Origin of the sequence: Streptomyces sp. NPDC051364, from assembly GCF_040682115.1 — a bacterium.
Lineage (GTDB): Bacteria > Actinomycetota > Actinomycetes > Streptomycetales > Streptomycetaceae > Streptomyces.
This window is the reverse complement of the sequence record NZ_JBFBAH010000002.1, coordinates 105,918-126,298: the sequence shown is the minus strand read 5'-3', so window position 1 is coordinate 126,298 and position 20,381 is coordinate 105,918. Positions and strand designations below refer to the sequence as shown.

The window sequence follows — 20,381 nt, the reverse complement described above, 5'->3', positions numbered from 1 at the left end:
CCGCCGTGGCAGGTCGGACCCCGAAAGGGTCAGTGCACCGGTACCGGTTCCGGGGCGGCTGCCCCGGCTGCCCGCTGGGCGCCGAAGTGGTTGAAGGCCAGGTTGAGCGCGATGGCCACCACGCAGCCGGTGCTGATGCCCGAGTCCAGGACGACCAGCAGGTCCTTCGGGAACGCGTGGTAGAACTCCGGCGCCGCGATCGGGATCAGGCCGATGCCCACCGAGGCGGCGACGATCAGGGCGTTCTCGCCCTTCTCCATGGCCGCGCCCGCCAGGGTCTGGATCCCGCTGGCCGCGACCGAACCGAACAGGACGATGCCGGCGCCGCCGAGGACCGGCAGCGGGACCACTCCGATGACGGAGGCGGCGATCGGGCACAGGCCGAGCAGGATCAGGATGCCGCCGCCCGCGGCGACGACGAACCGGCTGCGCACCTTGGTCATCGCCACGAGCCCGATGTTCTGCGCGAAGGCGCTGCACATGAAGCCGTTGAACAGTGGGCTGAGCGCGCTGCCGAGGGTGTCGGCGCGCAGCCCGCCCTCGATGGTCTTCGCGTCCGCCGGGCGGCCGACGATCTTGCCGAGGGCCAGGATGTCGGCGGTGGACTCGGTCATGCAGACCAGCATGACGATGCACATGGAGACGATGGCGGCGGCCTGGAACTGCGGGGCGCCGAAGTGGAACGGGGTCGGGAAGCCCACCAGGGAGGCGTTCCTGACGGCGTCGAAGCTGGTCATGCCGAGCGGGAGGGCGATCAGCGTACCCGCGACCAGGCCGAGCAGGATCGAGATCTGCTGGAGGAAGCCGCGCAGGAACTTGCGCATCAGCAGGACGATCACGAGGGTGACGGCGGCCATGCCGATGTTCTTCATAGAGCCGTAGTCGGTGGCGGTGCGGTTGCCGCCCTGGGACCAGTTGAAGGCCACCGGCAGCAGGGACACGCCGATCAGGGTGATGACCGTACCGGTGACCACGGGCGGGAAGAAGCGGACGAGTTTCCCGAAGTACGGGGCGGCGAGGAAGCCGACGAGCCCGGCGACGATGATCGCGCCGAAGATGACGGCGATGGCGTCCGCACCCTCACCCTTGCCGATGGCGATCATCGGGGTCACACCGGCGAACGAGACGCCGTTGACGAAGGGGAGTTTGGCGCCGATCTTCCAGAAGCCGAGGGTCTGGAGGAGGGTGGCGAGGCCGGCGGTGAAGAGCGAGGCGCCCATCAGGAACGCGGTCTCCGTGGCGGAGAGTCCGACGGCCGGGCCGACGATCATGGGCGGGGCGACGACACCCGCGTACATGGCGGCCACGTGCTGGAGTCCGCTCGTGAACATTTTCAGCGGAGGCAGGGTCTCGTCGACCGGGTGCTTCTCCTCCGGTATTGCGACTGCATCTTTGCGAAACCTGGGCGCCTGGGCCACGGCTTCCTCCGTTCGGTTGAACACGCCGGCAGGGGCGTGGTGTCTTGGAGGTGGTGCGAAAGCGGTGCAAGTCGAGCCTTGTATTCAGTTGTGGGGGTGCCGTGGTCGCCGTGGTCCACGGCATGCGGAAACGATTCGCCCGAGTCGTTCGCGCGAAAGACGAAAACAGCGGTGGCACGAGTCACCGCCCCGGGAGCACCCTCGGAAACCCTCGGGCGCTTCCCGGGAACGGCTGCCGCGGACCCCGCTCGGGTCCGCGACCGCCGGCCGGGGGCCGTCCCCCCCGGCCGGACTCCGTGGGATCAGCCCTGCGCGGAGATCCGCGCGAGGCGCTGGGCCTCTTCCCGGGTGGACACCGCGATGGCGTCCTCGTCGGCGAAGAGAAGACGGTTGTTCTCGACGATCTGCTTGCCGTTGACCAGCGAGAGGGTCACCGGGGCGGCCGCACCGAAGACCAGCGCGGTGACCGGGTCGGCGATCGAGGAGTGGGCCAGGGTGCTGAGGTTCCACATCACCAGGTCGGCGCACTTGCCGACCTCGAGCGAGCCGATGTTGTCGGCGCGGCCGAGGACCTGGGCGCCGCCGTACGTACCGAGGCGCAGGGCCTGGCGCGCGTTGAGGGCGGCCTCGCGGTGGACCGGGTTCAGGCGGTTGATCAGCAGCGCGTTGCGCAGCTCGGTGTGCAGCTCACCGGACTCGTTCGAGGCGGTGCCGTCCACGCCGAGGCCGACCGGGACGCCGGCGGCGAGCATGTCCGGGACGCGGGCGATGCCGGCGGCCAGCCGGGCGTTGGAGGACGGGCAGTGCGCGACGCCGGTCTTGGTGCGGGCGAACGCGGCGATGTCGGAGTCGTTCATGTGGACGCTGTGCGCCATCCACACGTCCTCGCCGAGCCAGCCGGTCGACTCGAAGTAGTCGGTCGGGCCCATGCCGAACAGTTCCTTGCAGAACTGCTCTTCCTCGACGGTCTCGCTGCCGTGCGTGTGCATGCGCACACCGAGGCGGCGGGCGAGCTCGGCGCCCTGCTTCAGGAGCTCGGTGGAGACCGAGAAGGGGGAGCAGGGGGCGACGGCGACCTGGGTCATCGCGTCGAAGGAGTAGTCGTGGTGCTTCTTGACCGTCGCCTCGGTGTCGGCGAGCGCACCCTCGAGGGTCTCGACGGCGTGGTCCGGGGGCAGACCGCCGTCCTTCTTGCTGCGGTCCATGGAGCCGCGGGCGAGGGTGAAGCGGACGCCCATCTCGGACGCGGCGCGGATGATCGCGCCGGAGAGGTCGCCGGAGCCCTTGGGGTAGACGTAGTGGTGGTCCATGGCGGTGGTGACGCCGCCCTTGGCCATCATCGCCAGGGAGCCCTGGGCGGCCGTGTAGGCCATCTGCTCGTCGATGCGCGCCCACGTCGGGTACAGCGCGACGAGCCAGTTGAAGAGGTTGTGGTCGGTGGCCAGACCACGGGTGATCCACTGGTAGAAGTGGTGGTGGGTGTTGACCAGACCCGGGGTGACGAGGTGACCCGTGCCGTCGATGCGGCGGACCACATTGTCGAGGTTCTCGGGGGCTTTGCCCGCACCGATCGACTCGATCTTGTTGCCGGCGACGACCACGTAGCCCGAGGCGTACTCGGTGTCGTTCGCGTCGACGGTCGCAATCGCACAGTTCTCGATGACGATGCGCTCTACGGCGCTGTCATGCGCTGCCGATGCTGCCATGGGACTTCCTCGTGCTTTCAGTGGCGGTGCGGGCACGGCAGGGCCCAGGGGATTTGAGTGCCGGAGCCGGGGACCTCGGCAGCTGACAGTACTGCCGTCCCGCGTGGTGCGTCCGGGTGCCGATTCAGGAAGTTGAAGCGTGTCGCGCGGTCCCGGGGCCACTGCGGAGCCCCGGGACGCGCGTGCCGCGCTCTTCGACGGTGCCTTAGAGGTTGGTCATGTCCACGGGGATGCGGGCGTCAGAGCCGTCCCGGAGGACCGTCGCCTCGATCAGACCGTACGGGCGGTCCGCGGCGAAGTAGACCTCATTGTCGTTCTTGAGGCCGAACGGCTCGAGGTCGACGAGGAAGTGGTGCTTGTTCGGGAGCGAGAAGCGGACCTCGTCGATCTCCGAACGGTGATTGATGATGCGCGAACCCATCTGGTACAGGGTCTGCTGCAGCGACAGGGAGTAGGTCTCCGCGAAGGCCTGGAGCATGTGCTTCCGGGTCTCGGCGTAGGACTTCTCCCAGTTCGGCATCCGCTGGTCGTCGTCCGACCAGCTGAAGCGCCAGCGGGCCGACACCTGGGTGGCGAGGATGCGGTCGTAGGCCTCCTTCAGCGTCGTGTACTTGTCCTTCACGTAACCCCAGAACTCGGAGTTCGTGGAGTTCATGACGACCAGGTCCTTGAGGCCGGAGATGACCTCCCAGTTCGTACCGTCGTACGTGATCTGGGTGACGCGGGTCTCCATGCCCTGGCGGACGAAGGAGTGGTTGACCTCGTCGGAGCCGATGAACTTGGAGTTGGCGTCCGAGGTGGCGATCCGGTCCCAGGAGTACTCCTCGATCCGGATGCGCGCCTTCTGGATCGGCTCCTGGCTGTTCACGAACCAGCGCGCCAGGTGGATGCCGAACTGCTCGGCGGACTCGATGCCGTACTCCTTGGCGAACGCGTACACCGTGTTCTTGGTGGTGTCCGTCGGAAGGACGTTGGCGTTCGAGCCGGAGTAGTGGACGTCGTCCATGTCGCCGGAAAGGGCGACCGAGACGTTCAGGTCCTTGATGTGGTGGGTGTCGCCGTCCCGCGTGATCTTGACGACGCGGTTCTCTGCCTTGCCGTACTGGTTCTGGCCCAGAATCGTGGCCATGCTAGCTCCCTCGGTAAACGGAGTAGCCGAACGGGTTGAGCAGCAGCGGTACGTGGTAGTGCTCGCCGGGAGTGACCGCGAAGGTGATCGTCACTTCCGGGAAAAACGCACCGCTGTCCCTTACGCGGGGGGCGTCCTGCTGCGCCTCGGCTTGCTTCTTAAAGAAGTACGTCTCGGTCTCGAAGTCGAGACGTACGTGGGTGGTGCCCTCCGGCAGCGCCGGCAGGTCCTTGCAGCGCCCGTCCGCATCGGTGGCGGAGCCGCCCAGGGCCGCCCACTCGCCGTCGAGTCCCGTACGGGCCGACAGGGAGATGGCGACGCCCTCGGCGGGGCGTCCGATGCTGGTGTCCAGGATGTGCGTGGACACCGACGCGGTGGTCTCGGTGCTCATGCTCACGCTCCTTCTTCTGCGAGTTCGACGAGGCGGGTCAGGCGGATCCGGTTGATCTTCACGAGCTCGCCGCGGGCGGTCTCCCGCTCCTGCTCCGGCGAGTTGTCGATCCGGACCTTGACCGCGTCGCGCATGAACGCACCGGTCGCACCGGTGGCGCAGATGAGGAAGACGTGGCCGAACTTCTCCTGGTACGCCAGGTTCAGTTCGAGGAGCTCGTTCTTGAGCTCCTCCGAGGCGCCGGCCATGCCGCGCTGCTCGCGGGCGGAGGTCGGGTCCCCCGGCTTCGGCCGGCCGATCGGCGCGTGGCCTGCCATCGCTTCGGCCAGGTCCTCGGCGGTGAGCTCGGCCATGGCGGCCTCGTTCGCGGAGAACAGGGAGTCGGCGGTGGCGAAGGGGCGCTGGGCGAGCAGCTTGCTCCCCCATGCCGAACTGGCGCACACCTCGTGCAGCTCGGCCGTGGCCGCGCTGTCGTCCAAGGCGTTGAACCGGGTGAGACCCGGGGTCGGACTCGAAGTCACGGTAGGCCTCCGTGGCCTGTTGTTGCTTTTGACGGGCTGCGCATAGCTAACGCCCTCGGCAACACGGCGTCAACACTTTGTTGAAACTTCCCGTACACAAAAGCCGCCGCCCGGATGAATTGGGCGGCGGCTCGTCACAGCGGGTCAAGCAGGCTTCACGCCTTACTGTTCTTGTTGGGGTTTTCCCTGTTCAGATAGTTGTAGACCGTGAAGCGGCTTACGCCCAGGGCGCCCGCGACCGTCTCCACGCCATGCCGGACGGAGAAGGCGCCGCGCGCCTCCAGTATCCGGACGACGTCCTGCTTGGACTTCCGGTCGAGCTGTGACAACGGTACGCCGTGCCGGCGCTCCAGCGCCGCCAGGATGTGGTCCAGCGAGTCGGACAGCTGGGGCAGGCGTACGGCCAGCAGCTCCCGGCCCTCCCACGACAGGACCACGTCGTCGGGCAGAGCCTGGGCCGGATCCATCAGCTCGCCGCCCATCGCGTCGACCAGCGGCTTGACCGCGGTGACGAACGGGTGGTCGCGGGGCTCGGTCATGGGGTGTCCTCCCCGATCACGTTGACCTGGAGCGAGACGCGCGTGGCCCCGGACTCCAGCGCCTCACGCAGCAGCGCGGCCACCGCGGTCAGCACCTCGTCGGCGTCACCCTCGGCGGTGTTGCCGAACGGACCTACGTCCACCGCGTCCAGCTGGGCCTTCTGGATGACCTCGCGAGCAGCCACGGCATGGGCAGGGGCCTCTTCTAGATCGAAGGGCTCGGTCGTGAACTCCACTCTCAATCGCACGCTGGTCAAGCTACCTCCCGGTCAGCTTTTTTCGGCAGTCCGCACTTGACATCTGCGACGAGCCCGATGCAGTCTTCCATCAAGCAGAAACTAACTTCCGCAATACGGAAGGAGCGCACACCCCTCATGGGATACACGGACCAGCGCTTCGATGTGAACCTTTCGATCCTCTTCACGGAACTCCCGCTTCTGGAGCGTCCCGCGGCTGCTGCCGCGGCGGGCTTCACGGCGGTCGAGCTGTGGTGGCCCTGGATCGAGACCCCCACCCCCGCCCAGACGGAGCTCGACGCCCTCAAGAAGGCTCTTGAGGACGCCGGCACCCAGCTGGTGGGCCTGAACTTCTACGCCGGCCGGCTGCCGGGCCCGGACCGCGGTGCGGTCTCGGTACCCGGTGAGGAGTCGGACCGCTTCAACGCCAACATCAACGTGGCCGCGGACTTCGCCGCCTCGGTCGGCTGCAAGGCGCTGAACGCCCTCTACGGCAACCGCGTCGAAGGGGTGGACCCGTCCGTTCAGGACGAGCTCGCCCTGAAGAACCTGGTCGTGGCGGCTCAGGCCGCGGACCGCGTCGGCGCGATCCTCCTGATCGAGACCCTCAACAAGCCCGAGTCGCCGCTCTACCCGCTGGTGAGCGCTCCGGCCGGCATCGAGGTAGTGGACAAGGTCAACGAAGCCACCGGCCTCGGGAACGCCAAGTTCCTGCTCGACCTGTACCACCTGGCGATGAACGACGAGGACCTCTCCGAGGTCATCGAAAAGTACGCCGCCAAGACCGGGCACGTCCAGATCGCCGACAAGCCCGGCCGAGGTGCCCCCGGCACCGGCGAGCTGCCCCTCGAGGAGCTGCTCGACCAGCTGAAGAAGGCCGGGTACGAGGGCTACGTAGGCCTGGAGTACAAGGCTGCCGACGCCGCCGCGTCCTTCGCGTGGCTGCCCGCCGAGGCCCGCGCCGCCCAGTAGGCGGACCAAGTCCAGGCGATCAGCCAGGCACCTCACGAACTTTTCGTACAAAGCATTAAGAGAAGGATCCTCGTCATGAGCAACCTCCCCAAGATTGCCTGGATCGGCCTCGGAATCATGGGCTCCCCCATGGCCGAGAACCTCCTGAAGGCCGGCTACCCGGTCACCGGCTTCACGCTGGAGCAGGACAAGCTGGACCGCCTGGCCGCTGCCGGCGGCGGCGCCGCCGGCTCGATCGCCGAGGCCGTCAAAGACGCCGACGTCATCATCACGATGGTGCCCGCCTCCCCGCAGGTCGAGGCCATCTCCTACGGCGAGAACGGCATCCTCGAGAACGCGAAGTCCGGCGCGCTGATCATCGACATGTCGTCGATCACCCCGCAGACCTCGGTCGACCTCGCGAAGAACGCAGCCGAGAAGGGCATCCGCGTCATCGACGCCCCGGTGTCCGGCGGCGAGGCCGGCGCCATCGAGGCCGTCCTGTCGATCATGGTGGGTGGCGAGCAGGCCGACTTCGACGCGGCGCTGCCGATCCTCGAGACCCTCGGCAAGACCATCGTGCTCTGCGGCCCGCACGGCTCCGGCCAGACAGTGAAGGCCGCCAACCAGCTCATCGTCGCGGTGAACATCCAGGCGTGCGCCGAGGCCGTCGTCTTCCTCGAGAAGTCCGGCGTGAACCTCCAGGCCGCCCTGGACGTCCTCAACGGCGGTCTGGCCGGCTCCACGGTCCTGACCCGCAAGAAGGACAACTTCCTGAACCGCGACTTCAAGCCCGGTTTCCGGATCGACCTGCACCACAAGGACATGGGCATCGTCACCGACGCCGCCCGCAACGTCGGTGCGGCCCTCCCGGTCGGCGCGGTCGTCGCCCAGCTGGTCGCCTCGCTGCGCGCCCAGGGTGACGGCGGCCTGGACCACTCGGCCCTGCTGCGCGCGGTCGAGCGCCTCTCCGGCGCCCAGATCTGAGCCCGCGGCCCGATCTCCGGGCCGCCGCCCCTGCCCCTTCGGGGGGCCTGAGTTTCCGGATGGTGCCGGTGCTGACACCTGTCCTGTCGCGCCCAAGCGCCGGCACCGTCCGGATCACCTCTCTCCATCTTTGTTCAACAAACTGTTGACGCTGCGTTCGGCCTGAAATTAGGCTGTTCCGCATGACGGAAGACGCTTTCCGTCAGCAGGTTCCCGTACGGAAGGTCACCATGTCGAAGCGCACGCTGACGACCGAGTCCGGCGCCCCGGTCGCCGACAATCAGAACTCCGCCACCGCCGGCGTCGGTGGCCCGCTGCTGATCCAGGACCAGCAGCTGCTCGAGAAGCTTGCCCGGTTCAACCGTGAGCGCATACCGGAGCGCGTGGTGCACGCCCGCGGCTCGGCCGCGTACGGCCACTTCGAGGTGACCGACGACGTCACCACGTACACCAGCGCCGCGTTCCTGAACACGGTCGGCAAGAAGACCGAGACCTTCCTGCGGTTCTCCACCGTGGCCGACTCGCTGGGTGGTGCGGACGCGGTCCGCGACCCGCGCGGCTTCGCGCTGAAGTTCTACACCGAAGAGGGCAACTACGACCTCGTCGGCAACAACACCCCGGTGTTCTTCATCAAGGACCCGATCAAGTTCCCCGACTTCATCCACTCCCAGAAGCGCGACCCCTTCACGGGCAAGCAGGAGCCGGACAACGTCTGGGACTTCTGGGCGCACGCCCCCGAGGCGACGCACCAGATCACCTGGCTGATGGGTGACCGCGGCATCCCCGCGTCGTACCGCCACATGAACGGCTACGGCTCCCACACGTACCAGTGGACGAACGAGCAGGGCGAGGCCTTCTTCGTCAAGTACCACTTCAAGACGAACCAGGGCATCCGCTGCCTCTCGGGCGAGCAGGCCGCCGAGCTCGTCGGCAAGGACGCGAACTCGCACCAGACCGACCTGCTCCAGGCGATCGAGCGCGGTGTGAACCCGAGCTGGACCCTGTACGTCCAGATCATGCCGGCCGCCGAGGCCGCGGAGTACCGCTTCAACCCGTTCGACCTCACCAAGGTGTGGCCGCACAGCGACTACCCGCTGCAGCGCGTGGGCCGTCTGGTCCTCGACCGCAACCCGGACAACGTCTTCGCCGAGGTCGAGCAGTCCGCCTTCTCCCCGAACAACTTCGTCCCGGGCATCACCGCCTCGCCGGACAAGATGCTCCAGGGCCGTCTCTTCGCGTACGCCGACGCCCAGCGCTACCGCCTCGGTGTGAACCACACCCTGCTGCCGGTCAACGCCCCGAAGGCGACGCAGGCCGAGAACTACGGCCGCGACGGTGTCATGGCGCTGCGCAACGGCTCGCGCCACGACAAGAACTACGAGCCCAACTCGTACCAGGGCCCGGCCGAGACCGGTCTGGCGCTCGGCGCCCCGAAGGCCGTCTCCGGCTACACGGGCACCCACGAGGCCCCGGCCCACACCAAGGACGACGACTTCTTCCAGGCCGGTGAGCTCTACCGCCTGATGTCGGAGGCCGAGAAGCAGCGTCTGGTGGCGAACATCGCCGGCGGCCTGTCTCAGGTCACCCTCGAGGACGTCATCGAGAAGAACCTGGCTCACTTCCACGCCGCGGACGCCGACTACGGCAAGCGCGTCGAGGAAGCCGTCCGCGCCCTGCGCGACGCCTGAGCCGAATAGCTGCACCGGGGACCTGGCGGGAGGTCAGGTCCCGGGTGCCGAGCCCGAACCGCGGACCCGGATGAGGGGTGGTACGCGGTAAGGGCCGGACGAGGACCGCGACGGGCGTGTGAGCCAGTGCGGTGGTAATGGGCGCCGAGGCCCGTCTCTTGACCTGAGGGAGACGAAGCCGAAGCTCTCGTCACCGCCCGTCGCGGTCCCAGCCACTCCTTATATACAGGGGCCACGCACAGGGTCCCCTGTATACGAGGACAGCCTCCCCAACGACTCCGCCCGGCGGTGCGAATGTCCTGTCGCGCCAGCCTCGTACCGTCGGGCGGTCAAACCCAAAGCGCCGAGTCACGGACGGTCCCGTGACTCGGCGCTTTGTCATGCGCGGCGGTCGATGGTGGCGACGGCCAGGTGCGGCCACGGCGTGGTGAGCGCGTGCAGTTCGTCCGACGTGGGTACGGACGCTGCACGCAGGGACTCGGCGGGGCTGAAGTGGACGGTCGTACCGGTCGTGCCGTCGTCCGCGATCGGTGTCAGGTCGGTCGCGGGAACGCCGTGTTCGTAGCGCTGGAGCCAGGCTCCGCCCGCGCGGCGGTTGGTGTGGACGAGCCACTGGCTGAGCGCCGCGACGACGGACATGCCGCGCCGCGGGTGGCCGTCGGGCAGGATCTGCGCGTCGGGGTGATCGAAGAACCGGAGATCCTTCGTCGCCATGATCGGCTTCTTCACCGGCCGGCCGTGATCGTCGAGGCGGGTGTCGGTGCCTCGGCCCTCGTCCGCCACGGACACCGAACCGTCGGCGTGGAGCGTGACCGTGCAACGTCCCCCGCCGGCGCACTCCGCCTCGTCGGCTGCGTAGGCGACGACTTCGAGGAGCAGGTGGGGAAGGCCGCCAGGGGCGAATACGGCCGGGTTCTCACGGATGTGGGCAAGGTGGTCGGCGTCCACGGAACCTGCCCAGTCGTGCGTCGTGTTGCGCCACGAGGCCATTGATCTCTCCATGGGAGCAGTATGCAGAACGGCCCCCGTTCCTCCTGGTGGAGGGACGAGGGCCGTAACGTACAGCCGCTACTGCCGCCTTGGGCGTCAGACCGACAGCGGGCGGATCGCGGTCGGGGCGTGGCCCGGCTCGGTCGCGAGCTCCTCGAACTCGGTGACGTCGCTCATGTCGACCGTCTTGCTCATCGAGATGTTGGTGACGCGCTCCAGGATGGCCTCGACGACCACCGGGACGCTGTACTCGGCGGCGAGCTTCTTGGCCTCCTCGAAGGCGGCGCCCAGCTCGTTCGGGTCGGTGACGCGGATCGCCTTGCAGCCGAGACCCTCGACGACCTTGACGTGGTCGACGCCGTAGACACCCAGCTCCGGGGCGTTGATGTTCTCGAACTCCAGGTTGACCTCGAAGTTGATGCCGAGGCCGCCCTGCGCCTGACGGATCAGGCCGAGGTAGGCGTTGTTCACCAGGACGTGGACGTACGGGATCTTGTGCTGCGCACCGACCGCCAGCTCCTCCAGCATGAACTGGAAGTCGTAGTCGCCGGAGAGGGCGACGACGGGGGTCTGCGGGTCGGCGGTGGCGACACCCAGCGCGGCCGGGATGGTCCAGCCGAGCGGGCCGGCCTGGCCGCAGTTGATCCAGTGGCGCGGCTTGAAGACGTGCAGCATCTGCGCGCCGGCGATCTGGGAGAGGCCGATGGTGGTGACGTAGCGCGTCTCCGGGCCGAAGGCCTTGTTCATCTCCTCGTAGACGCGCTGCGGCTTCATGGGGACGTTGTCGAAGTGCGTACGGCGCTGCAGCGTGGCCTTGCGCTCCAGGTGGGAGGCGACCCACGCGCTGAAGTCGGGCAGCTTGCCCTCGGCCTTGAGCTCCTTGGCGACCTCGATGAAGATCTCCAGCGCGGCCTTGGCGTCGGAGGCGATGCCGAGGTCGGGGGCGAAGATCTTGCCGATCTGGGTGGGCTCGATGTCGACGTGGACGAACTTGCGGTCGCCGAGGTACGCGTCCAGGTTGTAACCGGTGTGACGGTTGGCCCAGCGGTTGCCGATGCCGAGGACGAAGTCCGACTCCAGGAACGTCGCGTTGCCGTAGCGGTGCGAGGTCTGGACACCGACCATGCCGGCGGCGAGCTCGTGGTCGTCCGGGATGACGCCCCAGCCCATGAGGGTGGAGATGACCGGGACGCCGGTCAGCTCGGCGAACTCGACCAGCAGGTCGGAGGCATCGGCGTTGATGATGCCGCCGCCGGCGACGATCAGCGGACGCTCGGACTCCAGCAGGAGCTGGATGGCCTTCTCGGCCTGCTTCCGCGTGGCGGCCGGCTTGTGCACGGTCAGCGGCTCGTACAGGTCGGGGTCGAACTCGATCTCGGTCAGCTGGACGTCGATCGGGAGGTCGATCAGGACCGGGCCCGGACGGCCGGAGCGCATCAGGTAGAACGCCTGCTGGAAGACGCCGGGGACCTGCGCGGCCTCGAGGACCGTGGTCGCGGCCTTGGTGACCGGCTTGGCGATCGAGGCGATGTCGACGGCCTGGAAGTCCTCCTTGTGGAGCTTCGCGACCGGAGCCTGACCGGTGATGCACAGGATCGGGATGGAGTCCGCGATGGCCGAGTACAGGCCGGTGATCATGTCGGTGCCGGCGGGGCCGGACGTACCGATGCAGACACCGATGTTGCCCGGGTTGGTGCGGGTGTAGCCCTCGGCCATGTGCGAGGCGCCCTCGACGTGGCGGGCGAGGGTGTGGTTGATGCCACCGACGTTCTTGAGCTCGCGGTAGAACGGGTTGATCGCAGCGCCGGGCACGCCGAACGCTTGCGAAACGCCCTCGCGCTTGAGGATCTCCACTGCAGCGGCGGCGGCTGTCATACGAGGCATCGAGTTCTCCTGCGGGTCTGGCGGTCAGACTGCTTCCCGGGGTGTTTCCACAATCCGGAAGTTTTGTTCTGCTATACGGAACAAGCTAGGCGGCCAGTCCTCGCCCGTCAAGGAGCTTCAGCACCCCGGAACACACCAAATGCCGCGTCTCGCGCAAGCGAGTTGTACGAACCACCGGGACCCGGCCGAATATGAGGGGAAAATCGAGGGCAGGCTCGCCCGTCGGTGGCAGGTGGTGGAGCATGGACCTACGCACAGCGACGGAGGGGGCCGAGCACTCATGGCGGAAGCGGTACCGGTGCGCTGCCCGGCATGCCTGCGCGAGAACGGCTACGCCGCCCCGGTCTTCCCGTGCGCCTGCGGAAGCCCGGTCACCCCGCCCCTGGACCTCGCGGCGCCGCCCCTGCCGCTGACGCACCGCACCTGGTCGGATGCCTGGGTGGCGGTGCGGTGCACGGCCTGCGGGCGGGTGAGCGAGTGGCCGCACCCCGAGCTGGGGTGCGCGTCGTGCGGGACGGTGGTGCGGATTCCGGTGCATCCGGTGGAGACGGGTATGGGGTCGGGGCCGGGGATCGGGCCGGGGATCGGCGTACGGGACGGGCTGCCTCCGCGGCCCGGCGTACGCGGGCAGGCGCGGGAGGCGGGTCCGGCGCGGCCGGGGGCGCCGAGGCGGGACGGGTCGGCCGGCGCGTCCGGCGCGTCCGGTACGTCGCCCGGACCGGCCCCCGGGCAGCCTTCGGCGGCGCCGGTGCCGCGGCCGGCGTTCCGCCCGGTGACCATCCGCACCGCCCGGGACGCGGTGGCCACGGCCGCGCTGTACCTGCGGTGGCTCGGCTTCCAGGACGTCCGGCAGCCCGACGGGCGGCCCATCCCCTCGGCGGCCGTGGACCTGCGGGCCCCCGGGCTCGTGGCGCAGGTGGATCCGACCACCGCTCCGGCCGGACTGCGGGCCGTGGAGTGCGTCTGGCTGAACGGCCTGACGGCCTCCGCGACCAGCGTCTACTTCGCGCTCGCGGGATATACGGAGGACGCCCGCTCCCGCGCGGACGACCTCGGGATACCGCTGTTCGTCATGGACCTCACGGGCATGCCGCAGCCGGTCAACGACCCGGCGGACCAGCTGGTGGGCGCGGGGGCGTAGGGCGGGGCCGGGCCGGTCGATCAGGCTGCGGGGCAGGACGTAGGCTCGGAACACATATCCGTATCCGTTGGTTGCTTGCCTGCGTGCCCGCTTGCCCGCCTGTGTGCCTGCGTGCCTGCCCTTTCCCTGCCGAGGAGAGCCCGATGAGCCTGTACGACATCCCGCTGACCACCCTGTCCGACGAGCCCACCAGCCTGGCGGCCCACAAGGGCAAGGCGATCCTGCTGGTGAACACCGCTTCGCAGTGCGGTCTCACCCCGCAGTACTCGGGACTGGCCCGGCTGCAGTTCAAGTACGAGGAGAAGGGCTTCACCGTCGTCGGCGTGCCCTGCAACCAGTTCGGCGAGCAGGAGCCCGGCAACGCCGAGGACATCGCGACCTTCTGCGCGGCCGGTTTCGGCGTGACCTTCCCGATGCTGGAGAAGACCGAGGTCAACGGCGAGAACCGGCACCCGCTGTACCAGGAGCTGGTGAAGACCCCGGACGCCGACGGCGAGGCGGGCGACATCCAGTGGAACTTCGAGAAGTTCCTGATCTCCCCCGCCGGCGGGGTCGTGGCGCGCTTCCGGCCGGGCACCGAGCCCGAGTCCCCCGAGGTCATCGCCGCGATCGAGGCGCAGCTGCCGGCCTGACCGACCGTACGGAGCGAGGGCGGGCCGACCATACGGCCGGCCGCCCCCAGCAGTACCCGGACCGGACTCAGCCGCCGAGCTCCGCCTCGTCGTACTCCGAGCCCGAGCCGGCCGCGGTGAGCTCCCGCAGCTCCACCCGGCGGATCTTGCCGGACACGGTCTTCGGCAGCTCCGCGAACTCGATGCGGCGGATCCGCTTGTACGGGGACAGCACCGCGCGGGAGTGCGCGAACAGCGCCCGCGCAGTCTCCGGTCCCGGCTCCCAGCCGGCGGCGAGCGCGATGTAGGCCTTCGGCACGGCGAGCCGCAGCGGGTCTGGGGCCGGGACCACGGCGGCCTCGGCAACGGCCTCGTGCTCCAGCAGGGCGCTCTCCAGCTCGAACGGGCTGATCTTGTAGTCGGAGGCCTTGAAGACATCGTCCGAGCGCCCCACGTAGGTGAGGTACCCGGCCTCGTCGCGCGAGGCGATGTCGCCGGTCCGGTAGAGCCCGTCCGCCATGGCCTCGGCGGTGCGCTCCGGGTCGTCCCGGTAGCCGGTCATCACGCCGGCGGGCCGGCTGCGCAGGTCCACGCAGAGTTCGCCCTCGTCGGGGGACTCCTTCCCGGTGACGGGGTCGAGGAGGACGATCTCGTACCCGGGCGCCGGACGCCCCATCGAGCCGGGCTTGACGGGGACCCCCGGGAAATTGCCGACCTGGAGGGTGGTCTCGGTCTGGCCGAAGCCGTCGCGGATGGTGACGCCCCAGGCCTCGCGGACCTTCTCGATGACCTCGGGGTTGAGCGGCTCGCCCGCGGCGACGGCCTCGCGCGGAGGGGTGCGGAGCTTGGTGAGGTCGGACTGGATCAGCATCCGCCACACGGTGGGCGGGGCGCAGAAGGTGGTCACGCCGTGCCGGTCCATTTCGGCCATCAGCCGCTCGGCGTCGAAGCGGGCGTAGTTGTGCACGAAGACGGTGGCGCCGGCGTTCCACGGGGCGAAGAGGTTGGACCAGGCGTGCTTGGCCCAGCCGGGCGAGGCGATGTTGAGGTGCACGTCGCCGGGGCGCAGCCCGAGCCAGTACATGGTGGAGAGGTGCCCGACGGGGTACGAGGCGTGCGTGTGCTCGACGAGCTTGGGGCGGGCGGTGGTCCCGGAGGTGAAGTAGAGCATCAGCGGGTCGGTGGAAAGCGTCTCGCCGTCCGGGCTGAAGTGGGGGTCGGCCGCGTACATGTCCTCGAGCCGGCGCCATCCGGTGGGTACGTCCGCTCCGGCGGCGATCCGGGTGTAGGTGCCGGGGACCTCGTCGAACTTGCCGGTGTCCTCGGCGCGCACGACGACGTGCCGTACGTGGCCGCGCTCGATGCGGTCGCGCAGGTCGGCCGCGCCGAGGAGGGGGGTGGCGGGGATGACGACGGCGCGCAGCTTCATCGCGCCGAGCATGACCTCCCACAGCTCGCGCTGGTTGCCGAGCATGACCAGGAGCCGGTCGCCGGCCGCAACGCCCTGGTCGCGCAGCCAGTTGGCGGCGGAGTCGGACCGTACGGACAGCTCCCCGAAGGAGACGGACCGGCTGGTGCCGTCCTCCTCGACGATGCGCAGGGCGTCGGCGGCGTTGCCGGTCGCGATGTGGTCGAACCAGTCCAGGGCCCAGTTGAAGCGCTCGGGGCGCGGCCAGGTGAATCCGGCGTGGGCGGCTTCGTAGTCCCCGCGGCGTTCGAGCAGGAAGTCGCGTGCGGCGAGGAACTCGGCGGTGGCGCCGGTGTTGTGCGTCATGGAAGGCATCGTGCCGTGCCGCCCGTACGCCCCACCAGAGCGGCGTCAGCCGTGGATTGACCCGAAGCGTACGGAGCCGGAGGCGCCGGTCTCGGTCATCTCGGCGATCACGCGCTCCCCTTCGGTGACGATGTGTTCCTTCTCCGCCTTCGAGACCGTCCCGAAGAGCTCGACGGTCAGGGTCCCCTCCTCCAGCCGCCACAGCCCGCCGACGAAACCGTCCACGAGGAGGGTGCAGTAGGACTGGTTCCCCACCCAGGTGCGCCCCTTGATCTCGGGGGCGACCACGCGGGTGCGGTCGGCGTGGGAGAGCAGCAGGTTGTCGAACTCCGGGAGGAAGCGGGGCGGGGCCGGCGTGTCGGCGTCGGGCCGGGGCGCGTCGGGCAGGTCGAACAGCTCGACGCCGTTCTCGTCGCGGAAGACGGCCAGCTGGGGGCGCAGCCGCTCGAAGGCTTCCCGCAGCCGGGTCAGCCCCGCCCAGATCTGCATGTCCTTGACGGAGGCGGGCCCGAAGGCGCCGAGGTAGCGCAGTACGACGTGGTCCACGGCCTGTGGGGCCGGCGGCGCGGCTGGCGCGGCCTGCGCGGCCGGCGTGTCGAGCCACTGCTCCACGGTGGTGAGCCGTACCTGCCCGCTGCGTCCCCACACCCCGCGGGGCGTGACCTGGACGAGCGGGAGCCGGCACCGCGCGGCGACGGACAGGGACTGCGGATCGGCGTCCGGCCACTGGGTGAGCAGCTCCTCCCGGATCTCGCCCATCGTGCGGGGCTCGGCCTCGACGAACGCCCGCGCGAGCTCGCCGAGCCGTTCCAGATCCACTCCGACGAGCCCCTTGCGGAAGTAGTTGACCTCCCGGTCCCGGGCACCCTGGACCAGCGGCCGCAGGGTCAGCGCGTCGTGCGCGGTGTGGGTGTGGATGGTGGACCGCATGGTGACCATCCGGACCACCTGCCGGGACTCCATCAGCTCCGCGAGCTCGGCGGGCCGGAATCCGGCGAGCCGGGCGTGCAGCTGGAAGTAGGGCGGCTTCACGTTCTGCGCCTGGAGTCCGAGCAGGTGCGCGACGGCGTCCTGCGCGGACATTGCGGCGCGGCTCAGGAGCAGCTGGCGGGCGAGCGTGGCACGGTTCAGTGAGCGGGTGTCGAGTACGGGATGCGCAGTCCGGGAGGCCATGGACAGCAAGCTACCCCCCATTGCGGACAGATACTGTCCTCAACGAGGGTGGCCCCGAGATCCCGAACGCCCTGCTGCTCGCCCGAAGTCCACGTTCGAATAGACATGTTCGACATACACGTTCGACCGGGAGCTGACCTGCGATGTCGGAGCGCCCAGACCGCCGCCCCTCGCCGTCCGGGAAGCGCCCGGGATGGCGCCGCCCCACGCCCCCGCCCGCCTCGCCACCCGCATCCCCGCCGGCCGGCCCGAAGCCGGCGCCGGCGCCGGCCCCGGCCCCTCCCCCGAACCACCGCAGCGTGATCGACTCCGCCGTCTACCGCGACGGCCGGCGCATCGCCTCCCCCGCGACCCTCGCGGAGACGTTCCGCCAGCTGCGCGACCAGCCCGACGGCATGGCCTGGATCGGCCTGCACCGCCCCACCGAGCCCGAGCTCCACTCCCTCGCCGCCGAGTTCAACCTCCACGAGCTCGCCGTCGAGGACGCCCTCGAGGCCCACCAGCGCCCCAAGCTGGAGCGCTACGGCGACACCCTCTTCGTCGTCCTGCGCGCGGCGCGCTACCTCGACGCCCCGGAGGAGGTCGAGTTCGGCGAGCTGCACATCTTCGTCGGCCCGGACTTCCTGATCACGGTCCGCCACGGCGCCGCCCCGGACCTCTCCGCGGTCCGCCGCCGCATGGAGGAGACCCCGGAGCTCCTCTCCCTCGGCCCTGAGGCCGCCCTGTACGCGATCCTCGACGCGGTGGTCGACGGGTACGCACCGGTCGTCGCGGGCGTCCAGAACGACATGGACGAGATCGAGACGGAGGTCTTCCGCGGCGACCCGGAGGTCTCCCGCCGCATCTACGAACTCTCACGCGAAATGGTCGAGTTCCAGCGCGCCACCCGCCCGCTGGTCGGCATGCTCCACGCCTTGATGGCCGGCTTCGCGAAGTACGGCACGGACGAGGAGCTCCAGCGCTACCTCCGCGACGTGGCCGACCACGTCACCCACACCAGCGAACGCGTGGACGGCTTCCGCCAGGCCCTGACGGAAATCCTGACGGTCAACGCCACCCTGGTCTCCCAACAACAGAACGCCGAAATGCGCGCCCTGGCCGAAGCCGGCTTCGAACAGAACGAGGAGATCAAGAAGATCTCCTCCTGGGCCGCCATCCTCTTCGCCCCCACCCTGGTCGGCACGATCTACGGCATGAACTTCGAGTACATGCCCGAACTGAAGTGGGCAGGCGGCTACCCCTTCGCGATCCTGCTGATGGCGGTCGTCTGCGTCAGCCTGTACGTCATCTTCAAGAAGCGCGACTGGCTGTAGGCGACACGGTGCGACCGCCTTCGTCGCAGCCCATTTGATGAGAGGGAGTCACGTGGGACGGGAGTCGGTCATGACATTTTGTGTGTCTGGAACGCGGTTGACGCAGCCGCCCCACGATGCTTGATGTTGACGGCCGAAGCCTTGCCCAATGCCACGGGGTTCAAGAAGCGCAGCGGACCGATCAGGCGGGATGCGAACAGATACATGTGCCGCGCCACCGACTCATCGCGCGCTGCCGCCGAGAACACCAGCCGCTCCATGGGATTGAACGGACGGGCCTTGGCGAAGTCGACGGCCAGAGACTGGTGGCCACGCAGCCGGCGCCGGTGTCTGCGCGCGTACACCGCGAGCGACCGGTCGAGGTCGCCCCGACCGGTCGCGGTCGGGGGCGAGCGCCTCGGCCAACCATTGCGCGGACTGCAAAGCCCACCCGCATCCCACCCGGCGCCGACCACCAGGCGGGCCCGGATCTCACGCTCGCCCTGTGGTGTCGAGGCGCGCACCCCCACGGTTCGCCCGGCCTCCCGGACCAGCCTGGTCACATGATGGCCGAGGAGCAGATCGACGCCAGGGGTCTGCGCCGCACGGGACCTGATCAACGGGTCGAGGGTGGGAGTGGGTGCACAGCACCTTGTACGCCTCGGGGTCCGAGCGGCGTTCCAGCAGTGCGACGCGGACACCGCGTCGAGCCAGCAGGACCGCCGCGGCGCTGCCGGCCAGGCTGGCTCCGCCGATGACGACGTCGTAGTCGTATCCCGCGCTCCCAGGCTTGGTCATGCGCTGATCGCTTCCCTTTGGGGTGTGGTGCCGTTCCTGGGAGTGGCGCAGTGCCCACTGCAGTCAGGAGCATGACCAGTTGTCAAGAGTCTGCGGATCGGCTGGTGATCGCCCGGCGGGGGGTTCCTGCGCCTGCCGATCTGCTCCGGACGTGAATCAGTCTGGTCGCCCGGTCAGGTCCCGGCGGCATCGCCGACGCCGTCATCCGCACGGGTTCGGCGTGCGGCGAAGAGGGTGCCCACACCGGCAGCCAGCAGCACGCCCGCGCCGCCGAGCAGCCACAGGTCGGGGTCGGCTCCGGTCTCGGGGAGCGCGCCCTGCGGCGTGGACTCGGTGGCGCCTGACGCGGTCCGGTCGGCTGCTGGTGCGCCGGGAGCGGCGGCTGTACCGGCAGTGCCTGTCGCCTCGGACGCGGCCTGGCCCGTGTCCGTCCCAGTCCCGGTCCTGGTCCCGGTCCCGGTCCCGGTAATGCGGAACGACGCCAAGATGTTGTTCTGCCCGGCATCCGGCGTGCACCGCGCGTCGATCTCGCCGGGGTAGGCCACGTCGCCCTTCGCGTCCTTCAGAGCTAGATGCGCGACGAGGTCGCCGACGGTGATCCGCGCGCTGCCCGCCTGCCTGAAGGTGAGCGCCGGTGCGGAGCCGGACGCCTCGACGTGGAAGGACCCGGCCACCGGGATGCCGGCCTTCACATCGACCGGCACCTCCACCCGGCTGTCCCCCTCCGGGGCCGCCACGCGGACCTGGGCCTCCACCATGCCCTCGACGGTCGTCACACCGATCCTGCCCAGCGCCTTCGCAGCGTCCGCAGGCACCGGCACCGCAGCGTTTACGGGAAACCTCAGGGTGGGCTTTCCGACCTCGGCCGACTCAGGGACATCCGAGTGGATCCGCACCGTGACAGGCAGATTCCCGATCAACCCGGTCGAGCACGTGTACCGCAGTGTGAGCGACACCGGTTCCGCGACAGCGGGTCCGGTTCCTGAGAGTCCCAGCACCCCGCCCGCAACCGCTGCAACCGTCGCCAGTCGAAGCGGGCTGCGTGGCACCGGAATGCTGCGGACAGCACGGGCCGTCCGGCGCCATTCGTGCGGGTTCTGGGTGTGCTTGCCCGTTGTCATGCTGACTCCCGTCAGGGTGTTTTGATCTCTC

19 protein-coding genes and 1 pseudogene are annotated in these 20,381 nt (G+C 69.2%); 6 read left to right on the top strand and 14 right to left on the bottom strand.

Annotated elements, in window-relative coordinates; genetic code table 11:
- Nucleotides 1-29: 29 nt before the first annotated feature.
- From AB0M76_RS04460 to AB0M76_RS04430, 7 genes are all read right to left on the bottom strand, one after another.
- The gene (locus tag AB0M76_RS04460; RefSeq protein WP_365951905.1) at nt 30-1,418 is read right to left on the bottom strand and encodes a nucleobase:cation symporter-2 family protein; all 1,389 of its coding nucleotides are present in this window, start codon (nt 1,416-1,418) and stop codon (nt 30-32) included.
- A 302-nt stretch (nt 1,419-1,720) separates the two neighbouring features.
- On the bottom strand, nt 1,721-3,124 hold the full coding sequence (locus tag AB0M76_RS04455; RefSeq protein WP_365951486.1) for an 8-oxoguanine deaminase: 1,404 nt from the start codon (nt 3,122-3,124) through the stop codon (nt 1,721-1,723).
- A gap of 205 nt (nt 3,125-3,329) precedes the next feature.
- Nucleotides 3,330-4,253 carry a factor-independent urate hydroxylase gene (gene pucL / locus AB0M76_RS04450; protein ID WP_365951485.1) on the bottom strand — a complete coding sequence of 308 codons (924 nt, stop codon included), beginning with the start codon at nt 4,251-4,253 and terminating at the stop codon, nt 3,330-3,332.
- A gap of 1 nt (nt 4,254) precedes the next feature.
- Nucleotides 4,255-4,644, bottom strand: coding sequence for a hydroxyisourate hydrolase (uraH, locus tag AB0M76_RS04445; protein WP_365951484.1), 390 nt, complete (start codon nt 4,642-4,644; stop codon nt 4,255-4,257).
- Nucleotides 4,645-4,646: 2 nt separating this feature from the next.
- Nucleotides 4,647-5,165, bottom strand: coding sequence for a 2-oxo-4-hydroxy-4-carboxy-5-ureidoimidazoline decarboxylase (uraD, locus tag AB0M76_RS04440; protein WP_365951483.1), 519 nt, complete (start codon nt 5,163-5,165; stop codon nt 4,647-4,649).
- 155 nt (nt 5,166-5,320) lie between these two features.
- On the bottom strand, nt 5,321-5,704 hold the full coding sequence (locus tag AB0M76_RS04435; RefSeq protein WP_266662320.1) for a helix-turn-helix domain-containing protein: 384 nt from the start codon (nt 5,702-5,704) through the stop codon (nt 5,321-5,323).
- The gene (locus tag AB0M76_RS04430) at nt 5,701-5,952 is read right to left on the bottom strand and encodes a thiamine-binding protein (RefSeq protein ID WP_365951482.1); all 252 of its coding nucleotides are present in this window, start codon (nt 5,950-5,952) and stop codon (nt 5,701-5,703) included. Before AB0M76_RS04430 ends, AB0M76_RS04435 begins: the two co-directional genes overlap by 4 nt.
- 126 nt (nt 5,953-6,078) lie before the next feature.
- On the opposite strand from AB0M76_RS04430, the gene AB0M76_RS04425 reads away from it, so the two are divergent.
- The 3 genes from AB0M76_RS04425 (at nt 6,079) to AB0M76_RS04415 (ending at nt 9,566) form a co-directional block, all read left to right on the top strand.
- Nucleotides 6,079-6,912 (top strand): TIM barrel protein, encoded by an 834-nt coding sequence (locus tag AB0M76_RS04425; RefSeq protein WP_365951481.1) that lies wholly within the window; start codon nt 6,079-6,081, stop codon nt 6,910-6,912.
- Between the two features lie 75 nt (nt 6,913-6,987).
- Nucleotides 6,988-7,878: a 2-hydroxy-3-oxopropionate reductase gene (locus AB0M76_RS04420; protein ID WP_365951480.1), complete on the top strand. Its 891-nt coding sequence runs from the start codon at nt 6,988-6,990 to the stop codon at nt 7,876-7,878.
- Nucleotides 7,879-8,108: 230 nt separating this feature from the next.
- Nucleotides 8,109-9,566, top strand: coding sequence for a catalase (locus tag AB0M76_RS04415; protein WP_365951904.1), 1,458 nt, complete (start codon nt 8,109-8,111; stop codon nt 9,564-9,566).
- Between the two features lie 378 nt (nt 9,567-9,944).
- Here the strand turns inward: AB0M76_RS04415 and AB0M76_RS04410 are convergent, their stop codons facing one another.
- Together AB0M76_RS04410 and gcl are read right to left on the bottom strand one after the other, a co-directional pair.
- Nucleotides 9,945-10,568, bottom strand: coding sequence for an ATP-binding protein (locus AB0M76_RS04410; RefSeq protein ID WP_365951479.1), 624 nt, complete (start codon nt 10,566-10,568; stop codon nt 9,945-9,947).
- An 84-nt stretch (nt 10,569-10,652) separates the two neighbouring features.
- The gene (gene gcl, locus AB0M76_RS04405) at nt 10,653-12,440 is read right to left on the bottom strand and encodes a glyoxylate carboligase (protein ID WP_365951478.1); all 1,788 of its coding nucleotides are present in this window, start codon (nt 12,438-12,440) and stop codon (nt 10,653-10,655) included.
- A gap of 280 nt (nt 12,441-12,720) precedes the next feature.
- Between gcl and AB0M76_RS04400 the strand changes: the two genes are divergently transcribed.
- Together AB0M76_RS04400 and AB0M76_RS04395 are read left to right on the top strand one after the other, a co-directional pair.
- Complete coding sequence (locus AB0M76_RS04400) at nt 12,721-13,581, top strand: hypothetical protein (protein WP_365951477.1); 861 nt, start codon at nt 12,721-12,723, stop codon at nt 13,579-13,581.
- A gap of 143 nt (nt 13,582-13,724) precedes the next feature.
- A complete protein-coding gene (locus AB0M76_RS04395) occupies nt 13,725-14,213 on the top strand; it encodes a glutathione peroxidase (RefSeq protein WP_365951476.1) in 489 nt (162 codons plus the stop codon).
- A gap of 67 nt (nt 14,214-14,280) precedes the next feature.
- Here the strand turns inward: AB0M76_RS04395 and AB0M76_RS04390 are convergent, their stop codons facing one another.
- Together AB0M76_RS04390 and AB0M76_RS04385 are read right to left on the bottom strand one after the other, a co-directional pair.
- The gene (locus tag AB0M76_RS04390) at nt 14,281-15,966 is read right to left on the bottom strand and encodes an AMP-binding protein (RefSeq protein WP_365951475.1); all 1,686 of its coding nucleotides are present in this window, start codon (nt 15,964-15,966) and stop codon (nt 14,281-14,283) included.
- Between the two features lie 45 nt (nt 15,967-16,011).
- Complete coding sequence (locus tag AB0M76_RS04385) at nt 16,012-17,139, bottom strand: winged helix DNA-binding domain-containing protein (protein ID WP_365951474.1); 1,128 nt, start codon at nt 17,137-17,139, stop codon at nt 16,012-16,014.
- Between the two features lie 143 nt (nt 17,140-17,282).
- Between AB0M76_RS04385 and AB0M76_RS04380 the strand changes: the two genes are divergently transcribed.
- Nucleotides 17,283-18,452, top strand: a complete 1,170-nt coding sequence (locus AB0M76_RS04380) for a magnesium and cobalt transport protein CorA (RefSeq protein ID WP_365951473.1) — start codon at nt 17,283-17,285, stop codon at nt 18,450-18,452.
- Nucleotides 18,453-18,520: 68 nt separating this feature from the next.
- On the opposite strand, the gene AB0M76_RS04375 is transcribed toward AB0M76_RS04380, so the two are convergent.
- From AB0M76_RS04375 to AB0M76_RS04365, 3 genes and pseudogenes are all read right to left on the bottom strand, one after another.
- Entirely contained in the window at nt 18,521-19,051 is a 531-nt protein-coding gene (locus tag AB0M76_RS04375; RefSeq protein ID WP_365951940.1) for a hypothetical protein, read from the bottom strand.
- Between the two features lie 85 nt (nt 19,052-19,136).
- Nucleotides 19,137-19,229 (bottom strand): annotated as a pseudogene (locus tag AB0M76_RS04370) (hypothetical protein); the annotation flags it as partial.
- A gap of 173 nt (nt 19,230-19,402) precedes the next feature.
- A complete protein-coding gene (locus tag AB0M76_RS04365) occupies nt 19,403-20,350 on the bottom strand; it encodes a DUF6801 domain-containing protein (protein WP_365951472.1) in 948 nt (315 codons plus the stop codon).
- Nucleotides 20,351-20,381: the final 31 nt, after the last annotated feature.